This window comes from Corynebacterium sp. HMSC074C05 (assembly GCF_001838325.1).
Lineage (GTDB): Bacteria > Actinomycetota > Actinomycetes > Mycobacteriales > Mycobacteriaceae > Corynebacterium > Corynebacterium amycolatum.
The window spans coordinates 112,646-136,945 of sequence record NZ_KV836292.1 but is presented as its reverse complement, the minus strand read 5'-3'; the positions used below and the strand labels follow the sequence as shown (position 1 = coordinate 136,945).

General features: G+C 58.5%; 17 protein-coding genes. 7 read left to right on the top strand and 10 right to left on the bottom strand.

Annotation, left to right across the window (positions count from 1 at the left end; translation table 11 throughout):
- Window positions 1-169: 169 nt before the first annotated feature.
- On the bottom strand, window positions 170-1,684 hold the full coding sequence (locus tag HMPREF3042_RS06785; RefSeq protein ID WP_070856631.1) for an acetyl-CoA hydrolase/transferase family protein: 1,515 nt from the start codon (window positions 1,682-1,684) through the stop codon (window positions 170-172).
- A gap of 308 nt (window positions 1,685-1,992) precedes the next feature.
- On the opposite strand from HMPREF3042_RS06785, the gene HMPREF3042_RS06780 reads away from it, so the two are divergent.
- Window positions 1,993-3,051 (top strand): GTP-binding protein, encoded by a 1,059-nt coding sequence (locus tag HMPREF3042_RS06780; protein ID WP_246822376.1) that lies wholly within the window; start codon window positions 1,993-1,995, stop codon window positions 3,049-3,051.
- Between the two features lie 151 nt (window positions 3,052-3,202).
- Window positions 3,203-4,705 carry an acetyl-CoA hydrolase/transferase family protein gene (locus HMPREF3042_RS06775; RefSeq protein ID WP_070833681.1) on the top strand — a complete coding sequence of 501 codons (1,503 nt, stop codon included), beginning with the start codon at window positions 3,203-3,205 and terminating at the stop codon, window positions 4,703-4,705.
- 98 nt (window positions 4,706-4,803) lie between these two features.
- On the opposite strand, the gene serA is transcribed toward HMPREF3042_RS06775, so the two are convergent.
- The 5 genes from serA to HMPREF3042_RS06750 all read right to left on the bottom strand — a co-directional run bounded on the left by serA (window position 4,804) and on the right by HMPREF3042_RS06750 (window position 12,163).
- Window positions 4,804-6,399, bottom strand: a complete 1,596-nt coding sequence (gene serA / locus HMPREF3042_RS06770; protein ID WP_070856629.1) for a phosphoglycerate dehydrogenase — start codon at window positions 6,397-6,399, stop codon at window positions 4,804-4,806.
- 239 nt (window positions 6,400-6,638) lie between these two features.
- Window positions 6,639-8,363, bottom strand: coding sequence for a hypothetical protein (locus HMPREF3042_RS06765; protein ID WP_070856628.1), 1,725 nt, complete (start codon window positions 8,361-8,363; stop codon window positions 6,639-6,641).
- Between the two features lie 281 nt (window positions 8,364-8,644).
- Window positions 8,645-9,661, bottom strand: a complete 1,017-nt coding sequence (ilvC, locus tag HMPREF3042_RS06760) for a ketol-acid reductoisomerase (protein ID WP_070856627.1) — start codon at window positions 9,659-9,661, stop codon at window positions 8,645-8,647.
- Between the two features lie 53 nt (window positions 9,662-9,714).
- A complete protein-coding gene (gene ilvN, locus HMPREF3042_RS06755) occupies window positions 9,715-10,218 on the bottom strand; it encodes an acetolactate synthase small subunit (RefSeq protein WP_070549665.1) in 504 nt (167 codons plus the stop codon).
- A 34-nt stretch (window positions 10,219-10,252) separates the two neighbouring features.
- A complete protein-coding gene (locus HMPREF3042_RS06750; protein WP_070856626.1) occupies window positions 10,253-12,163 on the bottom strand; it encodes an acetolactate synthase large subunit in 1,911 nt (636 codons plus the stop codon).
- A 360-nt stretch (window positions 12,164-12,523) separates the two neighbouring features.
- Between HMPREF3042_RS06750 and HMPREF3042_RS06745 the strand changes: the two genes are divergently transcribed.
- From HMPREF3042_RS06745 to ilvD, 3 genes are all read left to right on the top strand, one after another.
- A complete protein-coding gene (locus tag HMPREF3042_RS06745; RefSeq protein WP_070856749.1) occupies window positions 12,524-14,179 on the top strand; it encodes a mechanosensitive ion channel family protein in 1,656 nt (551 codons plus the stop codon).
- Between the two features lie 57 nt (window positions 14,180-14,236).
- Window positions 14,237-14,785: a PH domain-containing protein gene (locus HMPREF3042_RS06740; protein WP_070437865.1), complete on the top strand. Its 549-nt coding sequence runs from the start codon at window positions 14,237-14,239 to the stop codon at window positions 14,783-14,785.
- A gap of 135 nt (window positions 14,786-14,920) precedes the next feature.
- Entirely contained in the window at window positions 14,921-16,765 is a 1,845-nt protein-coding gene (gene ilvD, locus HMPREF3042_RS06735) for a dihydroxy-acid dehydratase (RefSeq protein ID WP_070546729.1), read from the top strand.
- 15 nt (window positions 16,766-16,780) lie between these two features.
- Here ilvD and HMPREF3042_RS06730 read toward each other — a convergent pair whose 3' ends face one another.
- Both HMPREF3042_RS06730 and HMPREF3042_RS06725 read right to left on the bottom strand, forming a co-directional pair.
- Window positions 16,781-17,665, bottom strand: a complete 885-nt coding sequence (locus tag HMPREF3042_RS06730) for a hypothetical protein (protein WP_246822358.1) — start codon at window positions 17,663-17,665, stop codon at window positions 16,781-16,783.
- A gap of 75 nt (window positions 17,666-17,740) precedes the next feature.
- Window positions 17,741-19,135, bottom strand: a complete 1,395-nt coding sequence (locus HMPREF3042_RS06725) for a DoxX family membrane protein (protein ID WP_246822357.1) — start codon at window positions 19,133-19,135, stop codon at window positions 17,741-17,743.
- Between the two features lie 76 nt (window positions 19,136-19,211).
- On the opposite strand from HMPREF3042_RS06725, the gene HMPREF3042_RS06720 reads away from it, so the two are divergent.
- Complete coding sequence (locus HMPREF3042_RS06720; RefSeq protein ID WP_246822355.1) at window positions 19,212-20,288, top strand: glucose dehydrogenase; 1,077 nt, start codon at window positions 19,212-19,214, stop codon at window positions 20,286-20,288.
- Between the two features lie 12 nt (window positions 20,289-20,300).
- Here HMPREF3042_RS06720 and gatB read toward each other — a convergent pair whose 3' ends face one another.
- Window positions 20,301-21,809 (bottom strand): Asp-tRNA(Asn)/Glu-tRNA(Gln) amidotransferase subunit GatB, encoded by a 1,509-nt coding sequence (gene gatB / locus HMPREF3042_RS06715; RefSeq protein ID WP_070856622.1) that lies wholly within the window; start codon window positions 21,807-21,809, stop codon window positions 20,301-20,303.
- Window positions 21,810-21,862: 53 nt separating this feature from the next.
- Between gatB and HMPREF3042_RS06710 the strand changes: the two genes are divergently transcribed.
- Window positions 21,863-22,696: a class I SAM-dependent methyltransferase gene (locus tag HMPREF3042_RS06710; RefSeq protein WP_069358814.1), complete on the top strand. Its 834-nt coding sequence runs from the start codon at window positions 21,863-21,865 to the stop codon at window positions 22,694-22,696.
- Window positions 22,697-22,722: 26 nt separating this feature from the next.
- On the opposite strand, the gene HMPREF3042_RS06705 is transcribed toward HMPREF3042_RS06710, so the two are convergent.
- On the bottom strand, window positions 22,723-24,186 hold the full coding sequence (locus tag HMPREF3042_RS06705) for a hypothetical protein (RefSeq protein WP_069358815.1): 1,464 nt from the start codon (window positions 24,184-24,186) through the stop codon (window positions 22,723-22,725).
- Between the last annotated feature and the right edge of the window lie 114 nt (window positions 24,187-24,300).

Genomic DNA, 24,300 nt, shown 5'->3' with positions numbered 1-24,300 from the left:
CGAACAGTTCTTTATCAATTCGCCCACACCATATCCCCCACCCCGGATTCAAACCGCTGCGCACCCCAAAAATCTCCACATTATTCGAACCCTATTTCGAACCGAGGCTGAAAGAAAATCCCGCCCTACGACGCAAACTTCGTCGTAAAGCGGGAACCGCACTAGAAACCTAGTCGACCGGCTTCATCGAACCGTTCTCGAGGAAACGACGGTGGAAGTCGTAAGAAGTACCCAGGTCATGCGGAGTATGCAGGTACGGGGTGGCCTTCTCAGCACGCTCAACGTATTCGAGCAGCGCCTCCTTGTACATCGGGTGCGCACACTTCTCAATGACAACACGGGAACGCTGACGCGGCGCCAGTCCACGGAGGTCAGCCAGACCCTGCTCAGTGATGATGACCATCACGTCATGCTCAGTGTGGTCAACATGAGAGACCATCGGCACGATTGCGGAAATATCGCCATTCTTCGCCAGCGACGGCGACACGAAGGTGGAGATATAGGCGTTACGGGTGAAGTCACCGGAACCACCAATGCCGTTCATCATGCGCGAACCAGCTACGTGCGTGGAGTTGACGTTGCCGTAGATGTCAGCCTCAATCATGCCGTTGGTGGTAATCAGCCCCATGCGGCGGACCAGACCCGGGTTATTGGAGATGTCCTGCGGACGCAGAACGATCTTCTCACGGTACTCAGCGGCATTCTCGTTCATACGAGCTGCATATTCAGGAGACAGCGAGAATGCAGTACCGGAAGCCACGGTCAGCTTGCCAGCATCCATCAGATCAACCATGCCGTCCTGGATAACCTCAGTAAAAGAGGTCAGGTTCTCATACTTGGAGTCGAGCAGACCTGCGAGAACGGCGTTCGGAATGTTACCGACACCCGACTGCATCGGCAGCAGGTTCTCCGGCAGACGACCAGCCTTGACCTCCCCATCGAGGAAGTCGAGCAGGTAGCCGGCAATGGCCTTAGAGTCATCGTCCAGCGGCTTGAACGGCGAGTTACGGTCCTCGGCGTTCGTCTCGACGACAGCGACAACCTTATCGACATCGATCTGAACATCCGGAGTACCGATGCGGTCCCCCGGGTTCACAATCGGAATCTCCTTACGGTTCGGAGGCAGGCCGACACTGTAGATGTCGTGCATACCCTCGAGATCCTCGGACTGCCAGGAGTTGACCTCAATAATGATCTTCTCTGCAGCATTGAGGTAAGAAATGCTGTTACCAACCGAAGAGGAAAGAATCAGGGAGCCATCGGCCTTAATGCGAACAGCTTCGACCACGGCAACATTGACCGGACCAAAGAAGCCCTGCTCAGTCATCGGGCCAGAGTGCGACAGGTGAATATCACTATAGAAGGCATCGCCTGCATTGATACGGTTACGCATTCCCGGGTCGGACTGGTACGGCATACGCCACTCAACACCATTGGCCTTCGCCAGCGCACCATCAAGTTCCGGAGCGGTAGACGCGCCGGTCAAGACCTTAATCTTAAACTCGTCGCCACGCTCGTGAGCGGCCTCGATGCGCTCAGCGAGAGCCGGCGGGACAACCTTCGGGTAGCCAGCACCGGTAAATCCGGCAAAGCCCACCATATCTCCGTGATTGATGAACTGTGCCGCCTCCTGCGCGGTCATCACCTTGGATTTGAGGCCGGCATGGGCAATACGATCTGACATGAACTCACCTTTCTGCATCCCCCAACGCGACTATCGGGGGTAGCACTTCGAACACCGAAGCACACCCCCAACCCTATCAACGAAGCGGTTAGCGCCCTTCATTCAGAAGCCCGAAAGCGCCCCCGTTTTAGGCACGCTCCACGCGCCACTAAAACCGACTACAACACCGTTTTATGCCCTACGTCACAGCTGGCAAATAATCAGTCATGCGACACATTTACAACCTCCCCCGCGCCTTAATTCACGCACACGTTATTGATAATCATTTTCAGTACGCTAGTCTTGTTGGGTGACTTCTACCGAATTTTCTGATATCAACACCCCCAACCACTCCCGTCACCGTCCTGTCCGGATTCCTGGGCGCCGGCAAGACCACCCTCCTGAACAACCTCCTGGCAAACTCGCAGGGGCGCAAAATCGCGGTCATCGTCAACGACTTCTCGGAAGTCAACGTCGACGCCGCCCTGATCGAGCAGGGCACATATCTCGAGCGCGGCGAAGACCGTTTCATCGAAATGTCCAACGGCTGCATCTGCTGCACACTGCGAGATGACCTCGTTGAAAACGTCGGCAAGCTCGCGCGCAGCGGCAAATTCGAGCACATCGTCATCGAATCCACCGGCATCTCCGAACCCATGCCAGTCGCCGCTACCTTCGAGTGGGAATTCGACGACGGCCGTCGCCTCGCCGACATCGCCCCCATCGACACGATGGTCACGCTCGTCGACGCCTCCACATTCCTCGACAGCCTCCGCCAAGGGCGTGCACTGCCTGACGACGAACGCACGGTCGCCGACCTCCTTGTCGACCAGGTGGAATTCGCCGATCTCATCCTCATCACCAAATCCGACCTCGCAGGCGAAAAGCTCACCGGCGGTACCGAGGAAACCATCCGCGCAATGAACCCTCGTGCACGCATCGTCCGCGTGACTAACGGAGAAATCGCCACCTCCGCCATTCTCGACGCATCGCTTTACGACGAAGGCACGGCGGCCACTTTCCACGGATATGCAGAAGAACTTGCGAATCCCCACACGCCGGAGACCGAAGAATACGGTATTTCTTCGGTTGTTTTCCGAGGCAACCGCCCCTTCGACCGTGAACGACTAATCAAGGCCCTCCGCGGCACAAAGGGCCTCGTACGATCCAAGGGGCACTGCTGGATTTCCGACCGCCTCGAAGTCGCCCACGTGTGGAGTCAGGCGGGACCGAACCTGAAGATCACCCCTGCTGTCATGTGGGCACAGACCGATGTCCCACCATCCAATGAGGTCGTACTCATCGGTGTGAAATTTAACCCAGAGGCCACACTGCAAGCATTCGAGGATGCCATGCTGACCGACGAAGAAGTACGGGAGTTGCTGTAGCAAAGCCCCTGGAAGAGCGCCGATAAACAACCAGCTGAAGCGATTACTATGCCATGAATCACTTCCCAACCTGCGGGTGTGGCAACACGCTGTTAGCGCATGCTAGGTTAGGCGACAAAACTAAAGTCGAACAGTCAATCTAGGAGATGACATGTCTGATCGCATCGCACATGCCGGTTTGCGCGGCAAAGTAATGACCGCCGACGAGGCGGCACAGTTTATCAATCACGGTGATGCCCTCGGCATCTCTGGCTTCACCGGTGCTGGCTACCCGAAGGCTCTGCCGACTGCGCTGGCAAACCGCGGCAAGGAACTCCACGCCAAGGGTGAAGAATTCGCTGTCGACATCTACACCGGCGCTTCCACCGCCCCGGACTGTGACGGCGTGATGGCAGAAGCTGACATCATCCGCTACCGCATGCCGTACCAGGGAGATCCGGCACTGCGTAAGTCCATCAACTCCGGCAAGGCAAAGTACCAGGACATCCATCTCTCCCACTCCGCGCTGTACATCGAGCAGGGCTTCCTACCGATTGACGCCGCAATTGTAGAGGTCACTCGTATCACGGAAGATGGACACCTCATTCCGTCGTCAAGCGTTGGCAACAACGTCGAGTGGATGGACAACGCTGACAAGATCATCATTGAGGTCAACTCGTGGCAGTCCGAGGAACTCGAGGGCATGCACGACATCTACCGCATTCAGCACCTGCCTAACCGCACGCCGGTGCCGATCAATGCCCCGGGTGATCGCATTGGTACCCCTTACATCGACATCAACCTGGACAAGGTTGTCGCAGTTGTCGAGACCAACGCGCCGGACCGCAACTCCCCGTTCAAGCCGTTGGATGAGACCTCGAAGGCCATTGCTGGCCACTTCCTCGATTTCCTCGAGGGCGAAGTTCGCGCGGGTCGCCTGGCTTACGACCAGTACATCATGCAGTCGGGCGTCGGTAACGTGCCGAACGCTGTGATGGCGGGTCTGTTGGACTCCAAGTTCGAGAACATCAAGGCCTACACCGAGGTTATTCAGGACGGCATGATTGACCTGATTGACGCAGGTAAGATGACCGTCGCTTCGGCTACCTCGTTCTCCCTGTCTCCGGAAGCAGCCGAGCGCATGAACAACGAGGCTGCTCGCTACCGCAAGAACATCATCCTGCGCCCGCAGCAGATCTCCAACCACCCGGAGGTTGTCCGCCGTGTTGGTCTGATTGCCACCAACGGCATGATTGAGGCCGACATCTACGGCAACGTCAACTCTACCCACATCAACGGCAGCCGCATGATGAACGGCATCGGTGGATCCGGTGACTTCACCCGTAACGCCTTCGTTTCCTCGTTCATCTCGCCGTCGCTGGCGAAGGACGGTGCGATTTCGACTATCGTTCCGTTCGCTTCGCACATTGACCACACCGAGCACGACGCCATGGTCATCATCACCGAGCGCGGTTTCGCTGACCTGCGTGGCCTGGCACCGCGTGACCGCGTGGCTAAGATGATTTCCGTTGCACACCCGGAGTACCAGCCACTGCTGGAGGAGTACTACGAGCGCGCGCTGAAGACCGCTCCGGGTATGTCGACCCCGCACGATCTGCGCACTGCCTTCGACTTCCACGTCAACATGATTGAGAAGGGCTCGATGAAGGGCTAAGGCTTGTAAAACCTAGCAGACAAACAAAAAATCCCCTCCGGTTGGAGGGGATTTTTCATAGGCTAGGAAGTAGCTCTAAAACGCCTAGGCGCTCAAAACTAGTCCAGTTCAAGCTGCAGAGCGTGGGAAGCGGAGATTTCCTCGGCAATCTTTTCGACGAGCTCCTCCGGAACCTCCTTGGAAACACGCAGCACCAGGATGGCAGTCTGATCTGCTTCCTGCGGAGACAGAGCAGCAGCCTCGATGTTGATACCGGACTCACCCAGGGTGGTAGCTACGCGGCCCAGAGCACCCGGAACGTCCTTGTACAGCAGGAAGAGGTTACGGCCCTGAGCACGCATGTCGATGCCGCGCCCATTGATACGAACAATCTTCTCAACGCGGTTCAGGCCAGTGAGAGCACCAACGACGGTAGCGGTGGAGCCATCAGCGCCGATGACCTTGACCTCGAGGACGGAGCGGTGGGAGACGGACTCCGGCTCAGTCTCGACAGTGAAGGTCACACCCCGCTCTTCTGCAATACGCGGAGCGTTAACGAAAGTGACAGGCTCTTCCACCATGAGGGAGAACAGTCCACGGATTGCTGCCATCCCCAGAACGTTAACGTCCTCAGTGTGCAGCTCACCGCGAGCGGTGACCTCAACCGCGGCCGGAGCGCCCTCCAGCAGACCACCAGCAACCAGACCCAGCTCACGAGCCAGCTCGAGCCACAAGGCCACCTCTTCGCCAACAGCGCCACCGGAAACGTTGACGGCATCCGGAACGAACTCGCCAGCCAGTGCCAGCAGTACGGACTTAGCGACATCGGTACCGGCGCGGTCCTGAGCCTCAACGGTGGAGGCGCCCAGGTGCGGAGCACAAACAGTTTCCGGCAGGCCAAACAGCGAGGAATCCGTGCACGGCTCGGTCACGTACACGTCGAAGCCAGCACCGCGGATGTTGCCAGCCTTAATCGCGTCGGCAAGCGCCTGCTCGTCGACGAGACCGCCGCGGGCAGCGTTGATGATGATCTGCCCCTTCTTGGCCTTGCCCAGGAGCTCAGCATCGAACATGCCAGCGGTTTCCTTGGTCTTTGGCAGGTGGATGGTCACGAAATCAGCGCGAGCCATCAGGTCTTCCAGCTCAACCAGCTCAACACCGAGCTGAGCAGCACGGGCCGGGTTCGCGTACGGATCGTACGCAATGATGTTGGTCTCAAAAGCAGCGAGACGCTGCGCAAACAGCTGGCCGATGTGACCGAAACCGACGATACCGACGGTCTTGCCGAAGATTTCGACGCCCTTGAAGGAAGAGCGCTTCCACTCCCCCTCACGCAGGGACGCGTCCGCAGCCGGCAGCTGGCGAGCGGTGGCCAGCAGCAGTGCGATTGCGTGCTCACATGCAGAGTGAATATTGGAGGTCGGAGCGTTGACAACCATGACGCCGCGCTTGGTAGCGGTATCGATGTCGACGTTATCCAGGCCAACGCCGGCGCGGCCGACAATCTTCAGATTCGGAGCAGCCTCGAGGACTTCCTGATCCACGGTGGTAGCAGAGCGGACGAGCAGTGCGTCAGCGTCACCAACCGCAGCCAGGAGCTCAGCGCGGTTCGGGCCATCTACCCAACGGACCTCAACAGAATCCCCCAATGCGTCCACTGTGGACTGTGCCAGCTTGTCGGCGATGAGGACAACGGGGCGAGCGTTCTGGCTCACAAGCATCTCCTGGTTTGTCTCGAAAAATTTATGCAGTATGTGCGGTGTCACTTAAGAAAACTACTAAAGCGTGCACGCGCATTACGTCTCATCATAAACTCTGGGGGTGAGGCACGGGGGGACTTACCTAAGCAAAACGGCGCTTACTACCCTTTGTTTAGGGAGTAAGCGCCGTTGCCCCCGACATTCAAGTCGGCAAAATATTTCGCGTTATATTTTTATTTCTGCTGGTCTATAACCTACTGGTACGTAACCAACCACGGACGCGGCTCAATGTTCATGGTCTCCTCAGGAGTAAACATCGGCTGGTCCTCGTCGATGAAGTTCTTCCACGCCTCGAAAATCTCCGGCTGCAAATCCTGCAGCATGACATTCCAGGTCTCAAACTTTTCCTGCGGGCTACCGTGGCCGTCGGCATGCAGAACGAATGCGAGCTCCGGGTGCGACAGATCCAGCGTCTCGCGGTCGCGAATCATCTGTAGCTGGAACTGGTGCAGCATCAGCATCTTCTGCGGAAGGTTGTTCTTACGAGTCAGCTCAGCCAGCCAATCAGCAACGCGGTTGACCTCTTCAGCCTTAACGTGACCGACCTGGGTCGCCGGAACCTGCCCCGGTTCCATCTTCCACTCCGGGTCCAGCGCCAGACCGACGTTTGGCATCTTCAGCAGTTCTTCGTAGAACTTGGCCTGGTCCAGGAAGTCTGCACTACCCGGCTGCAGGTCGATGATGACGTAGCCGCCGGCCTTGGTCATGGCCTCGACGTACGGCTTCAGAGTCTCAACCGGAGCCGGCTCGGAGTAGTCACCACGCGGGCCCGGGTCAGCCTGTGCGACCGAAGCAATAATCTCAAAGGCCGGCAGTACCGGGTCATCGGCGAACTTCTCGTACTGCTTGACGTAGTCCTTCGCACGTGCGACGGCATCCTCCGGATCATCCTCGCCCATCACACCCAATGGAGCGACACCTGGGTGACCATACGTTGCAATCAGATGACGACCGGGGAACAGCAGCGTGCCTCCACCCGGCAGCTCCTTGACCTTGTCATCTTTGGCAAGCTCGATGGACTGATCGAACTTGTCCTTATCGCCGAAAACCTTGCCCAGAGCAATCAGGGAATCGCCGTCGCGAGCAGCGGAAATCGACTCAGAGGTAGCACGCGCGTCGCCCACCGGCAACCAACTGACCTTCAGGCCAGCGGCGCGGGCCGTAGCAATGGAGGCCAAACCAGTACCTGGTGCGGCCAGTGCCAATTTGTCTTTGACCTCCTTTGGCGATCCCTTCGGCAGGGTGATGCTCTCCTGCCCCTTGTCATCCTGCCCATCGCTGGCGCGATCCTGAGCCTCCTGGTTGGCGCCCCCATCCTTCGTTGCGTCACCCTTGACGACAGTGGGCTTCTCCGGATCCATCTCAACGACAGCACGAGTCGGCTTCGACTCCGTCTCTTTGAGAACCTTGAATTCAGTACCGACAAGCTCCTTGAGGCCATCGGTCGTACCTGGATCTGCAATAACCTGACGGTCCTCTCCCCCAGTCAGGTCAACTGCCCCCACTGTAAGGACTGTCTTTGCGCCCAGGCGATCGATCTCTTTTTCCACATCGGCGATATCAGCGCCAGTATCGTGGCCACGAGCGTCCTTCTTCGGACTCTTGGCGGTACTGTCATCTTCCGCATCTTCGACAGAACCAGCCACCAGCATCGGCAGCCCAGCAGCAACCGCAATGCCTGCCGCCCGACGCTGCTCAGCTGCACCAGCCGAGGAAACGACAACTGCTTCCGAACTGTCGATCAGGCTTTCCGACGCTGCGATGTCGTCGCTAAGCACCGTCGACTCACCGTCCACCTTCTTCGTGGAAACAGCGCTGTCGGAATTACCACACGCGACCAGGGCGCTCGATCCCAGCGCCAGACTGACCGTCAGAGCAACGGTTGCCGTCACGCGCCGCGTCATTGCGGATACTCGCACATTTACCTCCGTGAAATGATTCGTTTTCAACGATTAGACTATCGAACGTCTTTGTTGAGGGAGACCCTTCAACCCAGATTAGAACCCCGGATACGACTGGGGCTACACCCGTTTGGCCGTAGTTGCTTTTATCTCAGACGTTTATCCCACCCGTCTCCCCCACACGTTTCAGTGAAAGAAAACGAGTAAGAGAGATACGAAAAGGGCCTCATCACGGCGGTGAAGCTCAGTGATGAAGCCCTACTTCGCGAACAAGCGAAGGATTCGCTTAAGCAACAAACTTAGGCGGTCTCAGCGCGAGCGTCGACCTTAACCCAGCTCATCAGGTCGCGCAGCTTGGAGCCGACCTCTTCAATCTGGTGGTTGTTGTAGGAAGCGCGCAGGTCCTCGAGCTCCTTGTTGCCGCCCTCGACGTTGGCAATCAGGCGCTTGGTGAAGGTGCCGTCCTGAATGTCAGACAGAATCTCGCGCATGTGCTGCTTGGTATCAGCGGTAATAACGCGTGGGCCAGACAGGTAGCCACCGAACTCAGCGGTGTCGGAGACCGAGTAGTTCATGTTGGCAATACCGCCCTCGAACATCAGGTCAACAATCAGCTTCAGCTCGTGCAGGCACTCGAAGTATGCCATCTCCGGCTCGTAACCAGCTTCAACCAGAACCTCGAAACCGACCTTGACCAGTTCCTCGGTGCCGCCACAGAGAACAGCCTGCTCACCGAAGAGGTCGGTCACAGTTTCTGCCTCGAAGGTGGTCGGAATAACGCCAGCGCGGGCGCCACCGATAGCTGCAGCGTAAGACAGAGCCAGGTCGCGGCCCTCGCCCTTTGGGTCCTGGTCAACGGCGATCAGGCACGGAACGCCCTTGCCATCGACGAACTGACGACGAACCAGGTGACCCGGGCCCTTCGGAGCAACCATACCGACGGTGATGTTGTCAGCCGGCTTGATGAGGTCGAAGTGGATGTTCAGACCGTGTCCGAAGAACAGCGCGTCGCCGTCCTTCAGGTTCGGCTCGATGTCCTCGCTGTAAACCTTTGCCTGGGTGGTGTCCGGAACCAGCACCATAATGACGTCTGCCCATGCAGCGGCATCTGCGTTGGACTTAACCTCGAAGCCAGCTTCCTGGGCCTTCACAGCGGACTTGGAGCCTTCACGCAGACCGATAACAACCTCGACACCGGACTCGCGCAGGTTCTGAGAGTGAGCGTGGCCCTGGGAACCGTAGCCCAGGATGGCAACCTTACGTCCCTGGATGATGGACAGATCAGCATCGTCGTCGTACAGCAGTTCAATAGCCATTAAAATTAGCCTCTTTTCGAATCGGATTCGTTAAAAATTTTAGCGTTTAGTTGTTAGCGGGGCTGGAGCATCGGCTTCGGCCCGCGTGCCATTGCGACGGTACCGGACTGAATGAGCTCACGGATACCAAACGGCTCGAGGACCTCCAGCAGGGCTACAAGCTTCGAGCGCTCACCCGTCGCCTCAATGATGACAGACTCTTGAGAGACGTCCACCACGCGGGCACGGAAGAGATTGGCGGCATCGACGACCTGCGGACGATTGGTGTTGTCGCAGGAAACCTTCACCATTAGCAGTCCGCGCGACACCAAGGTCTCTGGGGGCTGGCGGACCACCTTCAGCACGGGCACCAACTTGTTGAGCTGCTTAGTGATCTGTTCGATCGGCAGCGTCTCCGTCTCAACCACGACAGTGATGCGGTTGACTCCCTCGGTCTCAGTTTCACCCGAGGTAATCGACTGGATGCTGAAACCTCGGCGGGTGAACATGCCCGCAATGCGGACCAGAATACCCGGCTCATCGAGGGTCAACACGGATAGAGTGTGCAGTTCAGCCATTTTGGGACTCACTTCCTGTTGCTTCGGATCCCGATTAGCGGGTCTTCATGGACGGGTGGTTAGCGTCGGGCTGCTTCGCGGCGTCCTCGGCGTTGTCCACAACGGTGCCATGGATGTCAGCCGGGGTCTCGGCCGCTGAGTTTTCATCGTTGAACAGCGGGCGCAGACCACGGGCATATTCAACCTCATCATTGGATTTGCCAGCTGCCACCATCGGCCACACCTGAGCATCCTCACCGACAATGAAGTCAATAACCACCGGTCGGTCATTAATCTCGCGTGCCTTCTTAATCGCGGCAGCGACATCTTCCTTCTTGGTCACGCGAATCGCCACGCAGCCAAGCCCCTCGGAGAGCTGGACGAAGTCCGGCAGGTAGGAGTTGTCCTCCGGGCGCAACTTGGTGTTGGAGTAGCGCTGATCGTAGAACAGCGTCTGCCACTGACGAACCATGCCCAGGTTACCGTTGTTAACCAAGGCAACCTTGATGGGGAAACCTTCCATTGCACAGGTGGTCAGCTCCTGATTGGTCATCTGGAAGCAACCGTCACCATCAATGGCCCAGACTTCCTTTTCTGGAGCAGCCGCCTTGGCACCCATCGCAGCCGGAATTGAGTAGCCCATCGTGCCGGCACCACCGGAGTTGAGCCAGGTGCGCGGGTGCTCGTACTGGACGAACTGCGCTGCCCACATCTGGTGCTGGCCGACGCCAGCGGCATAGATGGCCTCCGGGCCAACGATGTCGGACAGGGTCTGAATTACAAACTGCGGAGCGATTGCACCATCAGTGGGCTCTTCCCATCCAAGGGGGAACTCGTCGCGAAGACCGTCGAGAAGCTTCAGCCAGTCGGCAATCTGCGGGCGGCTAAGACCGAGCTTGGTGTAGGACTCGCTAAGTGCGGCAAGGACCTCACGGGCATCACCGACGATGGGAACGTCAACTTCGCGGAGCTTGCCAATCTCTGCCGGGTCAATGTCTGCGTGGATAACCTTCGCGTTCGGCGCGAAGGAATTCAGATCACCGGTAACACGGTCGTCGAAACGCGCGCCGATAGTGATGAGCAGGTCGGACTTCTGTAGAGCAGCGACGGCGGACACCTTGCCGTGCATGCCCGGCATACCCATATGTAGCGGGTGCGAGTCCGGGAATGCGCCGCGAGCCATCAGCGTGGTCACAACCGGAACTCCAGTCTGCTCGGCGAGCTCGATCAGCTCCTTGGAAGCATCAGCCTTAATGACGCCACCACCGATGTAGAGCACCGGACGCTTGGCTCCAGCAATCATCTCAGCGGCTTCGTCAATCTGACGCTGGTGCGGAGTCGTCACAGGACGGTAGCCCGGCAGTTCAATCTCCGGCGGCCAGGTGAAGTCAATCATCGTATTCTGGAGGTCCTTCGGGACATCAACCAGAACCGGGCCTGGACGACCAGAAGAAGCCAGGTGGAATGCCTCAGCGAGCGCGCGCGGGATGTCCTCAGCTTCGGTGACCATGAAGTTGTGCTTAGTAATCGGCATGGTCACACCACGGATGTCAGCCTCCTGGAAAGCGTCAGTACCCAGCAGCGGGCGACCGACCTGACCGGTGATAGCGACAACCGGAACAGAGTCCATCTGAGCATCCGCGAGCGGGGTCACCAGGTTAGTAGCACCTGGGCCGGAGGTCGCGATACAGACACCGACCTTGCCGGAAACCTGCGCGTAACCAGTGGCAGCGTGGCCAGCTCCCTGCTCGTGGCGCACGAGAACGTGGCGGAGCTTTTCCGAGTCATAAATCGGATCGTAGAGCGGAAGCACTGCACCACCGGGAATGCCGAAGGCTACCTCAACACCAAGCTCTTCAAGGGATCGGACTATGGCTTGTGCACCAGAAATTCGCTCGGGGGCGCTGGTGCGCGCCTTAGCCGCGAATTGGGCGGGCGATGGGGTGTGCTGCTCGTGCGCGTTCACGATTTCGCTCCTGGGTCATGGTGGGCAACTACTCAACTCACATTCACGCGAAGAAGCTACGAATGTGGCGTTGGCTACAACCATAACGTCCACATAGTGAGAAGTCAATCCCGCCAATTGGACGCCCCGCCCGTTTAACACCCCGAGCACCCACCCGATTCCAACGAGAACCCCACCCCTACTTTGGGAATTACCCTACCCAGAAACTTCCCGACCACGACGCCGGGGACACCCAAACCTGCACACCCGAGCCCTACGCACCCGAGCCCCGCAAACCTCAATTCCACAGCTCGTCTTTATGCATGATTCTTTACCTTTAAACTCAGCGCACATTAAGGCGAACGACCTACGGTGGATGGCATGGAATTTTTGCAATACATGTTGTTACGGACATGGCAATGGGTGGCCAATAACGGCCTTGCCATCGCATGTCTGGCCATTCTGCTAATTCTTGTTCCCCGTATCCGACGTTTCGTTCTGGCAATTGCGGACGGAAATATCTCCTCTTCAGAGGAGCAGTCCAAGGGACGGCGCGCACTGATTGGCGCTGTGGTTTACATCGTCGAAGTCATTGCATACTTCGTCTTAATCATCGCGATTCTGTCGAAATTCGGAATCTCACTGACCGCCGCCGCTATCCCCGCGACGGTCGTTTCCGCCGCTGTTGGTTTTGGCGCACAGGGAGTCATCGCCGACTTCCTTGGCGGGCTGTTCATCATCGCCGAGAAGCAGTACGGCATTGGCGACTGGGTTGAGTTCCATTCGCCATCAGGCACCGTGCAGGGTGACGTCGTCAATATGACATTGCGCGCCACCACCATCCGAACCCTAAACGGCGAGGAAATCATCGTGCCGAACTCCGAGGCACGTATGTGTATCAACTACTCCTCACAGTGGTCCCGTGCTGTTGTTGAAGTTCCCGTACCGATGACCGCCGGTGGCTCCATTAAGGATTTGGAAGAGCGCACTGTCGCCGCCGCCAAGCGTGCAATCGCACTGGACTCCGTCAAGGATGCAGTTCTCTCCGAGATCAAGCTGCAGTCCTCCACGGAACTCAATCCGCCAACGGTTATGGGCCTGCCGTGGACCGTCACTATGCGCTTGATTGTCGACTGCAAACCGGGCGACCAATGGCTCATCGAGCGCGCCATCCGCGCCGCAGTCATCGACACTTGGTGGGATGACTACGGCGAGCGCGCCCAACAGACTCCGTTTGCCCCCGCCGAAGAAATCACCGGCCACGTCCGTGATGACGCGATGATCGAACAGCTCAGACAGGCCGATGCCAAGCAGGAACAAAGACAACAGCTTGACGACGGCGACAGTGCTCCAACCGAAATTGTCGAAGCGGTAGCGAACACTACTGTCCAGCCGGATACCGCAGAAACCAAGCTGATGGAAACTCAGACCGTCGACAAGCAAGACGGGAACGAGCGATCCGACCTGCCGCATGCAGGTGCCAACCTCGATGATGCCCGACGCGAGCAGGAAGACAGCGGAAGCAACAATGTCATCCGCAAACTGGCTAGCCACCCTGACTGGAAGACACTCACGACGCGCCAGAAGGTTCGGCGAATCCTCTCCGCAGGTGGACGCGCTCGCGTTTCGACGATTGTGCTCTTGGTAACCTTACTGATTCTCTTCATTTTGAACCTGATGACCGTCGAAACTGAGGACGGCCCATCTGGATGGTTGGCACCGAGCAGGTGGAGCGATCGGGTAACGACACAGGAAGAGGACCCGGAAGAGTCGTCAACTCCGCAGTCATCGAACCAGCCGACTAGCACTACACAGAGTGTGCAGCCCACCGAGACTTCGCAGCAGACTCAGACGCCACAGAATCAGCCGTCCGAGACTTCACAGCAGCCTCAGAGCACGCAGAACCGCGCACCTTCGACCGCCACCTCCACCGAGCCGGACTCTGACCAGAGCAACACCGACAACGAGAGCTCTGGCGGATCACAGTCGACAGACTCCACTAACAACGCGGAACCGAACTCCGCTGATACGCAATAACGCGCAACCGCCCACCGTGCATTGGCGAATCCGAACTACCCGCTACAATCAAAGGCCATGACTGACTCGACTCCACAGCCAAAAATTGCGACGCAGCGATTTCGCCCACAGAAGACGCATCTGTTCATCGTTGCGTTCATGCTCGTGCTGTGTGTAATTGCCACCGGTTTTGCCCCGTGGCTGGCCGTTACCTTCCTGGCACCGTTGATTTATACGCTTTGGATTTTCCGAGTACGCACCACTGTGGGACCACGCGGTATCACCGCGGTGTACCTATTGGCCAAGCGCCGCTCGGTGCCCTGGAGCGAATTTGCGGGCATCTTCTTCAACAAGGGCGGTCGCGCCTTTGCAGTGACCAAGTCCGATGAGCGCATCGCCCTGCCGGCCATCTCTTTTAATTCGCTACCGGAGTTGAAGGAAGCCACCGGCGGTCTGATTCCAGATCCGATTGCTTCGGCTCGCATGGCGGAAAATGACAAGGTCGAGGTTTTCGACCGCGATGGCTACTCGGTAATGAAGAAGGTCAGTGAGGTTGAGGCCGATGCCAAGGCTAAAAGCGCTAAAGCCAAAGGTGCCAAGCCTAAAAGTGACACCACTGCCGAGTAACATATAAGCAGTCCACAAAGCCCCTAAATCTCATTATGCGGACACTAGTGACCACGAAATGAGACATTAGGGGCTTTTTGTGATTAATATGGATAATTAATTACCTTGCACCCTATCTAGGAAGGGCAGCCCCCCATGATTCCCCTTCGCTCTAAAGTCACCACTGCCGGCCGTAATGCTGCAGGTGCGCGTTCCCTATGGCGCGCAACTGGCATGACCGATAGCGACTTCGGCAAGCCGATTATCGCAATTGCAAACTCTTACACTCAGTTCGTTCCGGGGCACGTGCACCTGAAGGACGTTGGCGACATCGTCGCAGAAGCTGTGACCGCAGCAGGCGGTGTCCCCCGTGAGTTCAACACCATTGCTGTCGATGACGGAATTGCGATGGGGCACGACGGCATGCTCTACTCGCTGCCGTCCCGTGAGATTATTGCTGACTCTGTGGAGTACATGGTCAACGCTCACACCGCTGACGCATTGGTCTGTATTTCCAACTGTGACAAGATCACGCCGGGCATGCTCAATGCGGCTCTGCGTCTGAATATCCCGGTGGTCTTCGTTTCCGGCGGGCCGATGGAATCGGGATCTTCGGTTGTTATCGATGGCGTCGTCAAGCCCGGCTCTGACCTCATCTCGGCTATTTCTGCATCCGCGAACGACAAGGTCGATGACAAGAATCTGCTCGACATCGAGCGCTCGGCGTGCCCGACCTGCGGATCGTGCTCGGGTATGTTCACCGCAAACTCGATGAACTGCCTGACCGAGGCCCTCGGCCTGTCCCTGCCGGGCAACGGTTCTACCTTGGCGACTCAGCAGGCCCGTCGCGATTTGTTCACCCGCGCCGGTGAACTGATTGTGGACTTGGCGAAGAGCTACTACCACGATGGTGACGAGTCCGTGCTGCCGCGCAACATCGCCAACCGCGATGCCTTTGTCAACGCAATGACGCTCGACGTTGCCATGGGCGGTTCCACCAACACCGTGCTGCACATTCTCGCTGCCGCACAGGAGGGCGAGATCGACTTCAATCTCTCTGACATCGACGCCATTTCCCGCCGCGTGCCTTGTCTGTCCAAGGTGGCACCGAACTCGGACTACTACATGGAGGACGTCCACCGCGCCGGCGGTATTCCAGCCATCCTCGGCGAACTGCGCCGCGCGGGCCTGCTGCAAATGAATGTCCGCTCCGTTCACTCCCCATCTCTGGAGGAACACCTGGACAACTGGGATATCCGCGGCGGCAAGGCCACTGACGAGGCGATTGAGCTGTTCCACGCAGCCCCTGGCGGTGTCCGCACCACCGAGCCGTTCTCCACGTCCAACCGCTGGGAGAGCCTAGATACGGACTCCGTAAATGGTTGCATTCGCGACTTCGACCACGCCTACACGAAGGAAGGCGGTCTGTGTGTCCTGCGCGGCAACATCGCCGAAGACGGTGCTGTCCTGAAGACCGCGGGTATCGGCGAGGATCAGTTCCACTTCGAAGGCACCGCTCGTGTCGTAGAGAGCCAGGAAGAGGCTGTCTCGGTCATCTTGAACCGCACCTTGCAGCCGGGCGAAGTTCTCTTTGTCATCTACGAGGGTCCTTCCGGTGGCCCGGGCATGCAGGAGATGCTGCACCCGACCGCATTCATCAAGGGCGCTGGCCTGGGTAAGGTCTGTGCACTGGTCACCGATGGTCGCTTCTCCGGCGGTTCCTCCGGACTGTCTATCGGCCACGTTTCCCCGGAGGCCGCTGCCGGCGGTGCAATCGGTCTCGTCCGCAACGGCGACCCGGTGTACATCGATGTCGCTGAACGACGCCTCGAAATTCAGGTGTCCGACGAGGAGCTGGCCGCTCGCCGCGATGAGGAGCTCAAGCGCGACAAGCCGTTTACTCCGCACAAGCCGCGTCCGCGCAAGGTGTCTAAGGCGCTGCGCGCATACGCCAAGATGGCGTCCAGTGCGGATAAGGGCGCGGTCCGCATTGTCGACTAGCTAGATCAAACCCGCTTAAAGGCCTGTGCTTACCGCACGGGCCTTTGGCGTTTCTAGGGTAGCTTTGCGCCCAGTCTTCCGCGTGGGCTTCACCAAATCCCGGCACTCGACGTCAGCAATCCCCTCAGCGACGTCCTCGGTATGTGCATATTTGCCGCCCTCGGTAATGGCCGCCATTACATATCCGGGGCCAAAAACAACGGAAGAGTGCCACGAACGCCGGTTGGACCAGCCCATCTTCGCGCCTTCAGAACCGGGCAGGCCGGCAAGACCAAAATTCTGTCGATAGCCATCGGCAGCAATCGGCGACCAGTGTCGCATCGCCTCAAGCACCTCAGAATTAGGATGCTTCAGACGAAGCTGGGAAATAAAAGACACCACATCGTCCGCGGTGGTCCTCGATACTCCCCACTTTTCTCCGCCGGAGGTGTTGAACAGGCCGTACTCGGTCGCAACGGAATCGACTGATTCCGGGTACTTCCGGTAGAAGTCGGCTGCCAAATCGTCGTCGGAACGCGAAATCATCTTTTCGACGCGCTCGGCATCGTCGGCAGTGCCGTGTTCGAGCACATACTGACCGATATACAACTTAATCAGGGATAGCGCCGGCAGCGGGCGTTGCGATGCCTGGCTGCTGTACCCCACGCCCACCGGCTCGTAGCTCACCGCCATTTGCGTGCGTGGGTCAGTCTCAATCAACCCTTCGGCGTTGAGGTCCATGCGTGGCAGACTCACCTGATGTGTCGGCCAGACGCTTGCCGACGAGACGGAGGCTGCAACCTCACTGTGCTCGTCGGCAGCAGCTGCCGACGGTGAGTGGATCGACGTTGTCGCGCCTATCGAAGACATGAAAAAGACCACCGCGAGGGTGGTCTTTAGTGCGTGTCTCGACTTTGGCATAGGGGGCATTGTACCCCGCCCCTAACCGAGAACCTAGTTTAGGCCGCTCGACTGTTTGTGTAGCTGCGAGCTGCCTTAGCCAACAAACGGCAGCGTGCTGGTCGTCAGCCACCACAGGCCAATTGCTGCAGCGATGGACAGAATTCCGAAGATCCAAGACGATGCCAGTGGGCGACGAGCCCAGCCGCGTCCGAAGTCGATACCAATGCGGCCCGGACCGGTGAACTGCAAGCCAAGTGCCATGGCGGTCATCAACAGTTGTAGCTGAAGGTTGCTGGAATCTTGGCCGACGATATTCACGCCATTGGCAGAGGTAGCCACATCAAACATGCTGAGGTAGGCGGACAATGCCAGCGCCAATGCTGCGGCCAGCGGTGTCGCAAGCCCTAAGATGAGCAGGGCACCCGCGATGAGCTGAACCGTTGGGATGGCAGTGGCCATCACAGGGCCGAGGGCGAAGTTGTTCTGGCTAAACTGTGTCTCCAGCGCAGTGGTGCCACCGGAGTTACCCCAGCCGAGCAGCGTTGTCAGGCCATGGACCAACAACAGCGCACCCAATCCAAGACGCAGCAGCAGAAGGCCGAAATCGGTGGTGCCGCGACGGTGCTCCGGTTCGTTGTCGTCGTAAAAGTCCGTGTCTTCATCGTCGTCAGCAGCGGCGGTAGTCGTAGCAGCAGTTGCCCCGGCGGCCCCTACGCCTGCTCCTGCAACACCAGCGGCACCAGCGGTATCGCGAGAGGCAGCCGGTTCAGCGAAATCCGATTCATCGAAATACTGAGTCTCAGCTGCGGAATTGCGTGCAGAGCCATAGGTTGACTCCGCCTCATCGTCGAATGCTGACTGTGCTTCCGACTTATTTGCGGCAGTTCCCGCTGCGGACGCGGCTGCCGCTTCAGAAGCCGAGAAGGCTTGCGTCGGCTGACTGAAATCCTCATCTGAATCGACGCGCTCGCTACGGGCCGGCTGCTCAAAGATTTCGGTCGCCTCCGACTCCGGGGCTACCTCCGACTCTTTATCGGCCTCGGGTGCCAATTCAGTTTCGACCTGTTCATCCTGTGGCGAAGGCTTACCGGCAGGGCTAATCACCTGAGGTGCCGTGCGGCCTGCAGCGGCGTAGGCGTCGTAGCGCTTCTTCGGGGCTTCCTGAACTTCAGGCTCCGGCTCGGGGCTCGGCTCGGTCACTGTTTCTGTTTCAGACTCGGTTTCCGCCTCGGCTTCAGCACCGCTATCGGTCTCGGCTTCCGGCGGCAGGTTTTCTTGGTCTACCTCCGCCTCCGACTCCTCCTCTACGCGCTTTTCCGGCACACCCGGAAAAATCTGCGTTGCGGTGTTGTCGCTGTCGTCACGGTTTGTTTCTTCGTTCATTGGCTCAGCGAGCTTGCGGTAGGTCGGGACGTCGAGATCGTCATCGAATCCGTCCTCCACATTCTCGAGGGCGCGGTCGTTCGGGTACTTCTCTGAGTCGCTCACATCGTCCACATTAAAACTACTGCCTCACTTTTGGTCGCAGGCGTGGCCGTGAAACGAGACTGTATTGTGTATGCCTATGGGATTCCACCTCGTCCACACCAGCAGTGCACAGGCTCGCGCTCGCGGGCGGCATCGTCGTGCTGCACTCGCTGCTGGTGTTGTCGGGATGGTCTCTCTTTCCGGCTGCATGAGTGCCTCGAGCGCGCTTGAGTTGCCGTTTACTGAAGACAAGTCAGAACCGACAGGCATTGCCATGCCGAAGTTTTCCTCCCCTGATTTGCCCTCTACCCCGGTCCCGACCACGGAAAGCAAAGCCAAAGACAAAGGTCCCTGCGACCTCGACGATGTCACTCTCGCGGCCTGCCTACCGCTTACCACCGCGCTAGCCTCAACCGGCCCTGGGGAGGCTCTCGTCGCCACCGACGACGGTGCGCTCACCGTTGTCGCACCGGGTAAGAGACCGCGTGAGGTCGCACGGCTCGGCGCCCCTGCAAAACAACTGCTGCCCAGTCCCTCGGTTGAAGAGGACCGTCAGGTCTTTGTTTTGCGTAACGACGACACCATTGCGCGCGTCACCCTCGTGGAGGGCAGCACCGCTGATGTGCGCGAACTTCCGGACCTCAGCGAGCCCGGCATTCTCGGAATCTATTTTGACCGAACTTCGGACACCCTGTCCCCGCGCAAATTGCTCGTGGGAGATCCAGGCATTGAGTTTCAGCAGTTCTGCCATGGTCCGGACGGAATGCCGCCGTTGGCAACCGCCATTCTCGACGGCACCCCACAGCTGGTTCAGCTCACCGGCCCTGTGATTAATCCCCTCGGCGGTGTGGACCTGAACGATTCCATCGGTGGATGCGCAGTGATGGGTGACCGCGTGGTCATCGCCATCCCAGACGCGCAGAAGGTCATCTCCATGCCGGTGGGTCCGCAGTACAGTGGGCCCGACGCGGCGTGGGAGGTCAAGGGTTCCCCTGAAGTGCTTGTCGACGGCGACTTCGGCCACATCTCGTATGTAGCGGCTGTCGCAGCAAATCAGGGTATTGAAGTTTGGGGTGCCACGACCAACAAAACCGCCGGGGCACAACCGTCGGAGTCCGACGAGCGCGTCGTCAGACTGCCGAGCGATGGTGCCGCCGGCGGTTCCCCGGATTAGCTTTCAGGGAGGCTAGCTCAGCTTCTTCGCAATCAGCTGGTTGACCTGAGCCGGGTCTGCCTTGCCGCGGGTGGCCTTCATGACCTGCCCCACGATGGCACCGACGACCTTCTTGTTGCCAGCTCGGTACTTCTCGACGATGTCCGGGTTAGCAGCCAGTGCATCGTCGACGGCCTTCTCAATAGCACCGTCGTCGCGAACGACCTCCAGGCCACGGGCAGCAACGACCTCATCAACATCGCCCTCGCCTGCGAGCACGCCGTCAACGGCCTTACGGGCCAGCTTGTTGGTCAGCTTGCCCTCTTCAATCAGTGCAATCACACGTGCAACCTGTGCCGGGGTAATCGCGAGCTCAGCCAGCTCCACGCCTGCCTCGTTGGCCTTCTGTGCCAGGTAAGCGACCCACCAGGAACGAGCCTCAGCCGGGCCGGCACCAGCCTCAACGGTGTCGACAATCAGGTCGAGAGCGCCGGCGTTAACCAAGTCGCGCATTTCCTCGTCCTTCAGACCCCACTCTTCCTGAATACGGGCACGACGCACCCACGGCAGCTCCGGCAGAGTTGCGCGGATTTCCTCCACCCACTCACGCGGCGCAATCACAGGTGGCAGATCCGGGTCGTTGAAGTAGCGGTAATCCGACTGCGATTCCTTCGGGCGGCCCTTGGAGGTCGTGCCGTCGGTCTCCTGGTAGTGGCGGGTTTCCTGAACGATCTCCTCGCCATTAGTAATCGCAGCAGCCTGGCGCTGCATCTCGTAGCGAACAGCCTGTTCAACCGACTTCAGGGAGTTGATGTTCTTAGTCTCGGTACGAGTGCCGAACTCCTCCTGGCCGATTGGGCGCAGGGAAACGTTGGAGTCCACACGCATCGAGCCCTGGTCCATGCGGGCATCGGAGACACCGAGGGACTTCACCAGGTCACGCAGCGCAGAAACGTACGCACGAGCAACCTCTGGGGCACGCTCCCCTGCACCGAGAATTGGCTTAGTAACGATCTCAATCAGCGGAATACCTGCGCGGTTGCAGTCCACCAGCGAACGCGTGGCGCCGTGAATACGACCATCGGCACCGCCCAAGTGCGTCAGCTTGCCGGTGTCTTCTTCCATGTGAGCGCGCTCGATTTCGACACGGAACTCCGTGCCGTCGTCAAGCTGAACGTCAAGACATCCGTCGTAGGCGATTGGTTCGTCGTACTGCGAAATCTGGTAGTTCTTCGGCTGGTCCGGGTAGAAGTAGTTCTTGCGCGCGAAGCGGGAGGACTCAGCAATCTCGCAGTTCAGCGCCAGGCCAATCTTGATGGCCCACTCAACGCCCTGACGGTTAACCACAGGCAGCGCGCCAGGTAGGCCGAGGCTGCAGGGATCGACGTTGCTATTCGGCTCGGCACCAAAGTGCGCCGAGGAGGAGGAGAACATCTTGGTATTCGTCGAGAGCTCGACGTGAACCTCCATGCCCATTACCGGGTCAAAACGTTCGAGGACCTCATCAAAGTCCATCAAGTCATCAGCGTATGCAGCGGTCATGTTTGTAGAGTCTACTAGCGATGGCCCCGCACGCGTGCCCTAGGGTATAAGTCGTGCCCGGAGTTAACGAACACCCACCGATTCCACCGACGTCAGCACGCGATACGCCAACGTTTCGCGACGCCGCTGACCGCCACCGCGCAGGCGCTACTTTCGACAACGACCTGCAGGAAAGCGCCGACGGAGCCACGGGCTACCACCGCGTGCGCCCCGGATATCCTCCAACCGTCATCGAAGCGCTTACCCGTCTCGCACCGCACCCACAGGTAGTCGCCGATATCGGCGCCGGCACTGGGAAGCTCACCGCCTCGCTTGCCGACGTCTACCGCGATGCCACCCTGCTGGCACTCGATCCCTCCACCGCGATGCGGCAAGCACTGATGCACAATGTGCCAGCGGCGGAATGCCTGGAAGGCACTGCGGAGCGCACGGGACTGGAGCCCAACAGCGTCGATGTAGCAACATGTGCGCAGACATGGCACTGGGTGGACCCGACAGCTGCAGGTAAAGAACTCACTCGGGTGCTACGCGCGGATGGCGTGGCTATGTTGGTGTGGAACACCTTGGATGTTTCCGTACCGTGGGTGCATCGGCTCAGCCGCATAATGCACGCCGGCGACGTGTTGCGTCCCGGCTTCTACCCCGAGGTTGACCCGGAGCTGGAGCTAGTCGATGAGGTGCGTCTGGCCTGGGAGCAGACACTGACCATCGAGGACATCGTGCTGCTGGCACGAACCCGTTCCTATTGGCTTCGTTCCAAGCCCGCCACTCGCGCCAAGGTGGAGGCGAACTTGCATTGGTATCTCCACGAACACTTGGGGCACACATACGAAGAAGGCATCGCCCTTCCCTACCGGTGCGATGCCTTCTATTTTCAAGCTGCCTAAATATTCGAGCTGCCTAGTCGCGCTAGTTACTTTTCTTTCTTCGGCTTAGGGTGAGCCACGCGCTTGAATGCATTCTTAGTCTGTCCGGCAAGCTTCTTCGGCGCAGTGGCTGTGGCCTCGCCTGGGAAGGAGTCCCTCGCGGTCTCGCGAGGATTGTCATCATCGGAGGCTTCCTCGATTTCGGAAAGTTTCTCCAGGCGCTCATTATCCTTTTCTACGATGCGCTCGGCGTCATCCTCGGTGAATTCAACATTATCGTCGCTGACCAGTTCCTCGACGATGTCGTCGCGGACGCTCTCCTGAAGATCGACGTTGGAAATGTTGGAGTTGGCCAAAGCGCGGTCGAGCTTCTTCTGATCGGCGGTGGTGAACTTCTTGTTCGGATGCATCTTCCGGCGTGCGAGCTTCCGGATACGACCGCGGCGCTTCGACTCCTCCATCAGCTTGTTGCGTCCTGCCAGGTACGCACCGCACAGAATCACGATTAGGGCGATACCGACATAGCCTAGTGCCGGGTAAATGGAGCCAACCAGAGCCTTGAACCCAAAGAAACTTAGGCCAAAGCCAATCAGCACGGTCACGATGAATACCAGGCGGAAACGGTGCGGGGTATTGCGTGTTAGGCGGCGGCCCAGCGCGTAGAACATGCCAATGGCCGTGTTAAAAATCATGGCGTAGATGATGATTGCCATCACGGTACCCAGGACCGGGTGGATGTCATTGACGATTGCCAGGGTCGGCATATCTTCGTGGCCAACATCCTTGACCTTGAAGAAGAGGGCAAAGGTCACCAGCGTCAGCAGACCTGCATAGATGCTCCCGCCCATGAGACCACCGATGCCAGCTTCACGCGGATTCAGGTAGCTACCGCCGATGACAATCGACATCGATACGGCCACCATCACACAGAAACCGACATAGTTCAGGGCAGAAATAGACCAGTGTGGCAGCGATGTCGACAGTTCATTGGTGTACTGCGCGGCCTCCGACATCGACGTGTCGGTGGTGAACAAAGTGTAGATACCGGCTCCAAGCAGGAACACGATAATGAATGGAGTGATCATGCCAATCACGCGGCTGACCTTGTCGGCATCCAGCATGCCTACACCCAAAGTCAGGGCAACCATGATGACGGCGCCGATCCACACCTCAAGTCCGAACTGCTGGTTCAAGTTCGCACCGGCACCGGCGAACATGACGAAGCCGGTACAGAACAGCGTGATCATCACGGCGATATCCAAAATCTTCGAAACCCAACTGCGGGTGATTACGTCGAAGACCTCGGAGTGCTCATCAGCCTGCAAGTAGCTGGCAATTGACAGCACTGCCAGGCCACTGGCAATCATCACGACGGAGGCAAGTACCACGCCCCACAAGCCGTTAGTGCCAAATGCCACGAAGTACTGCATCATTTCCTGGCCGGATGCGAATCCGGCACCGACAGTTAGGCCGACAAAGGCCATCGCGATTGTTGTGGCTCTTTTCCACATAACGAGAAAATCCTAAATATAAGTCTATTTTTCAAAAACCGGAACCTTACAAAGCATACTGCCCGAGCTGGTGATTGATACACCAGCTCGGGCAGTATGCCTATTTTGTTACGA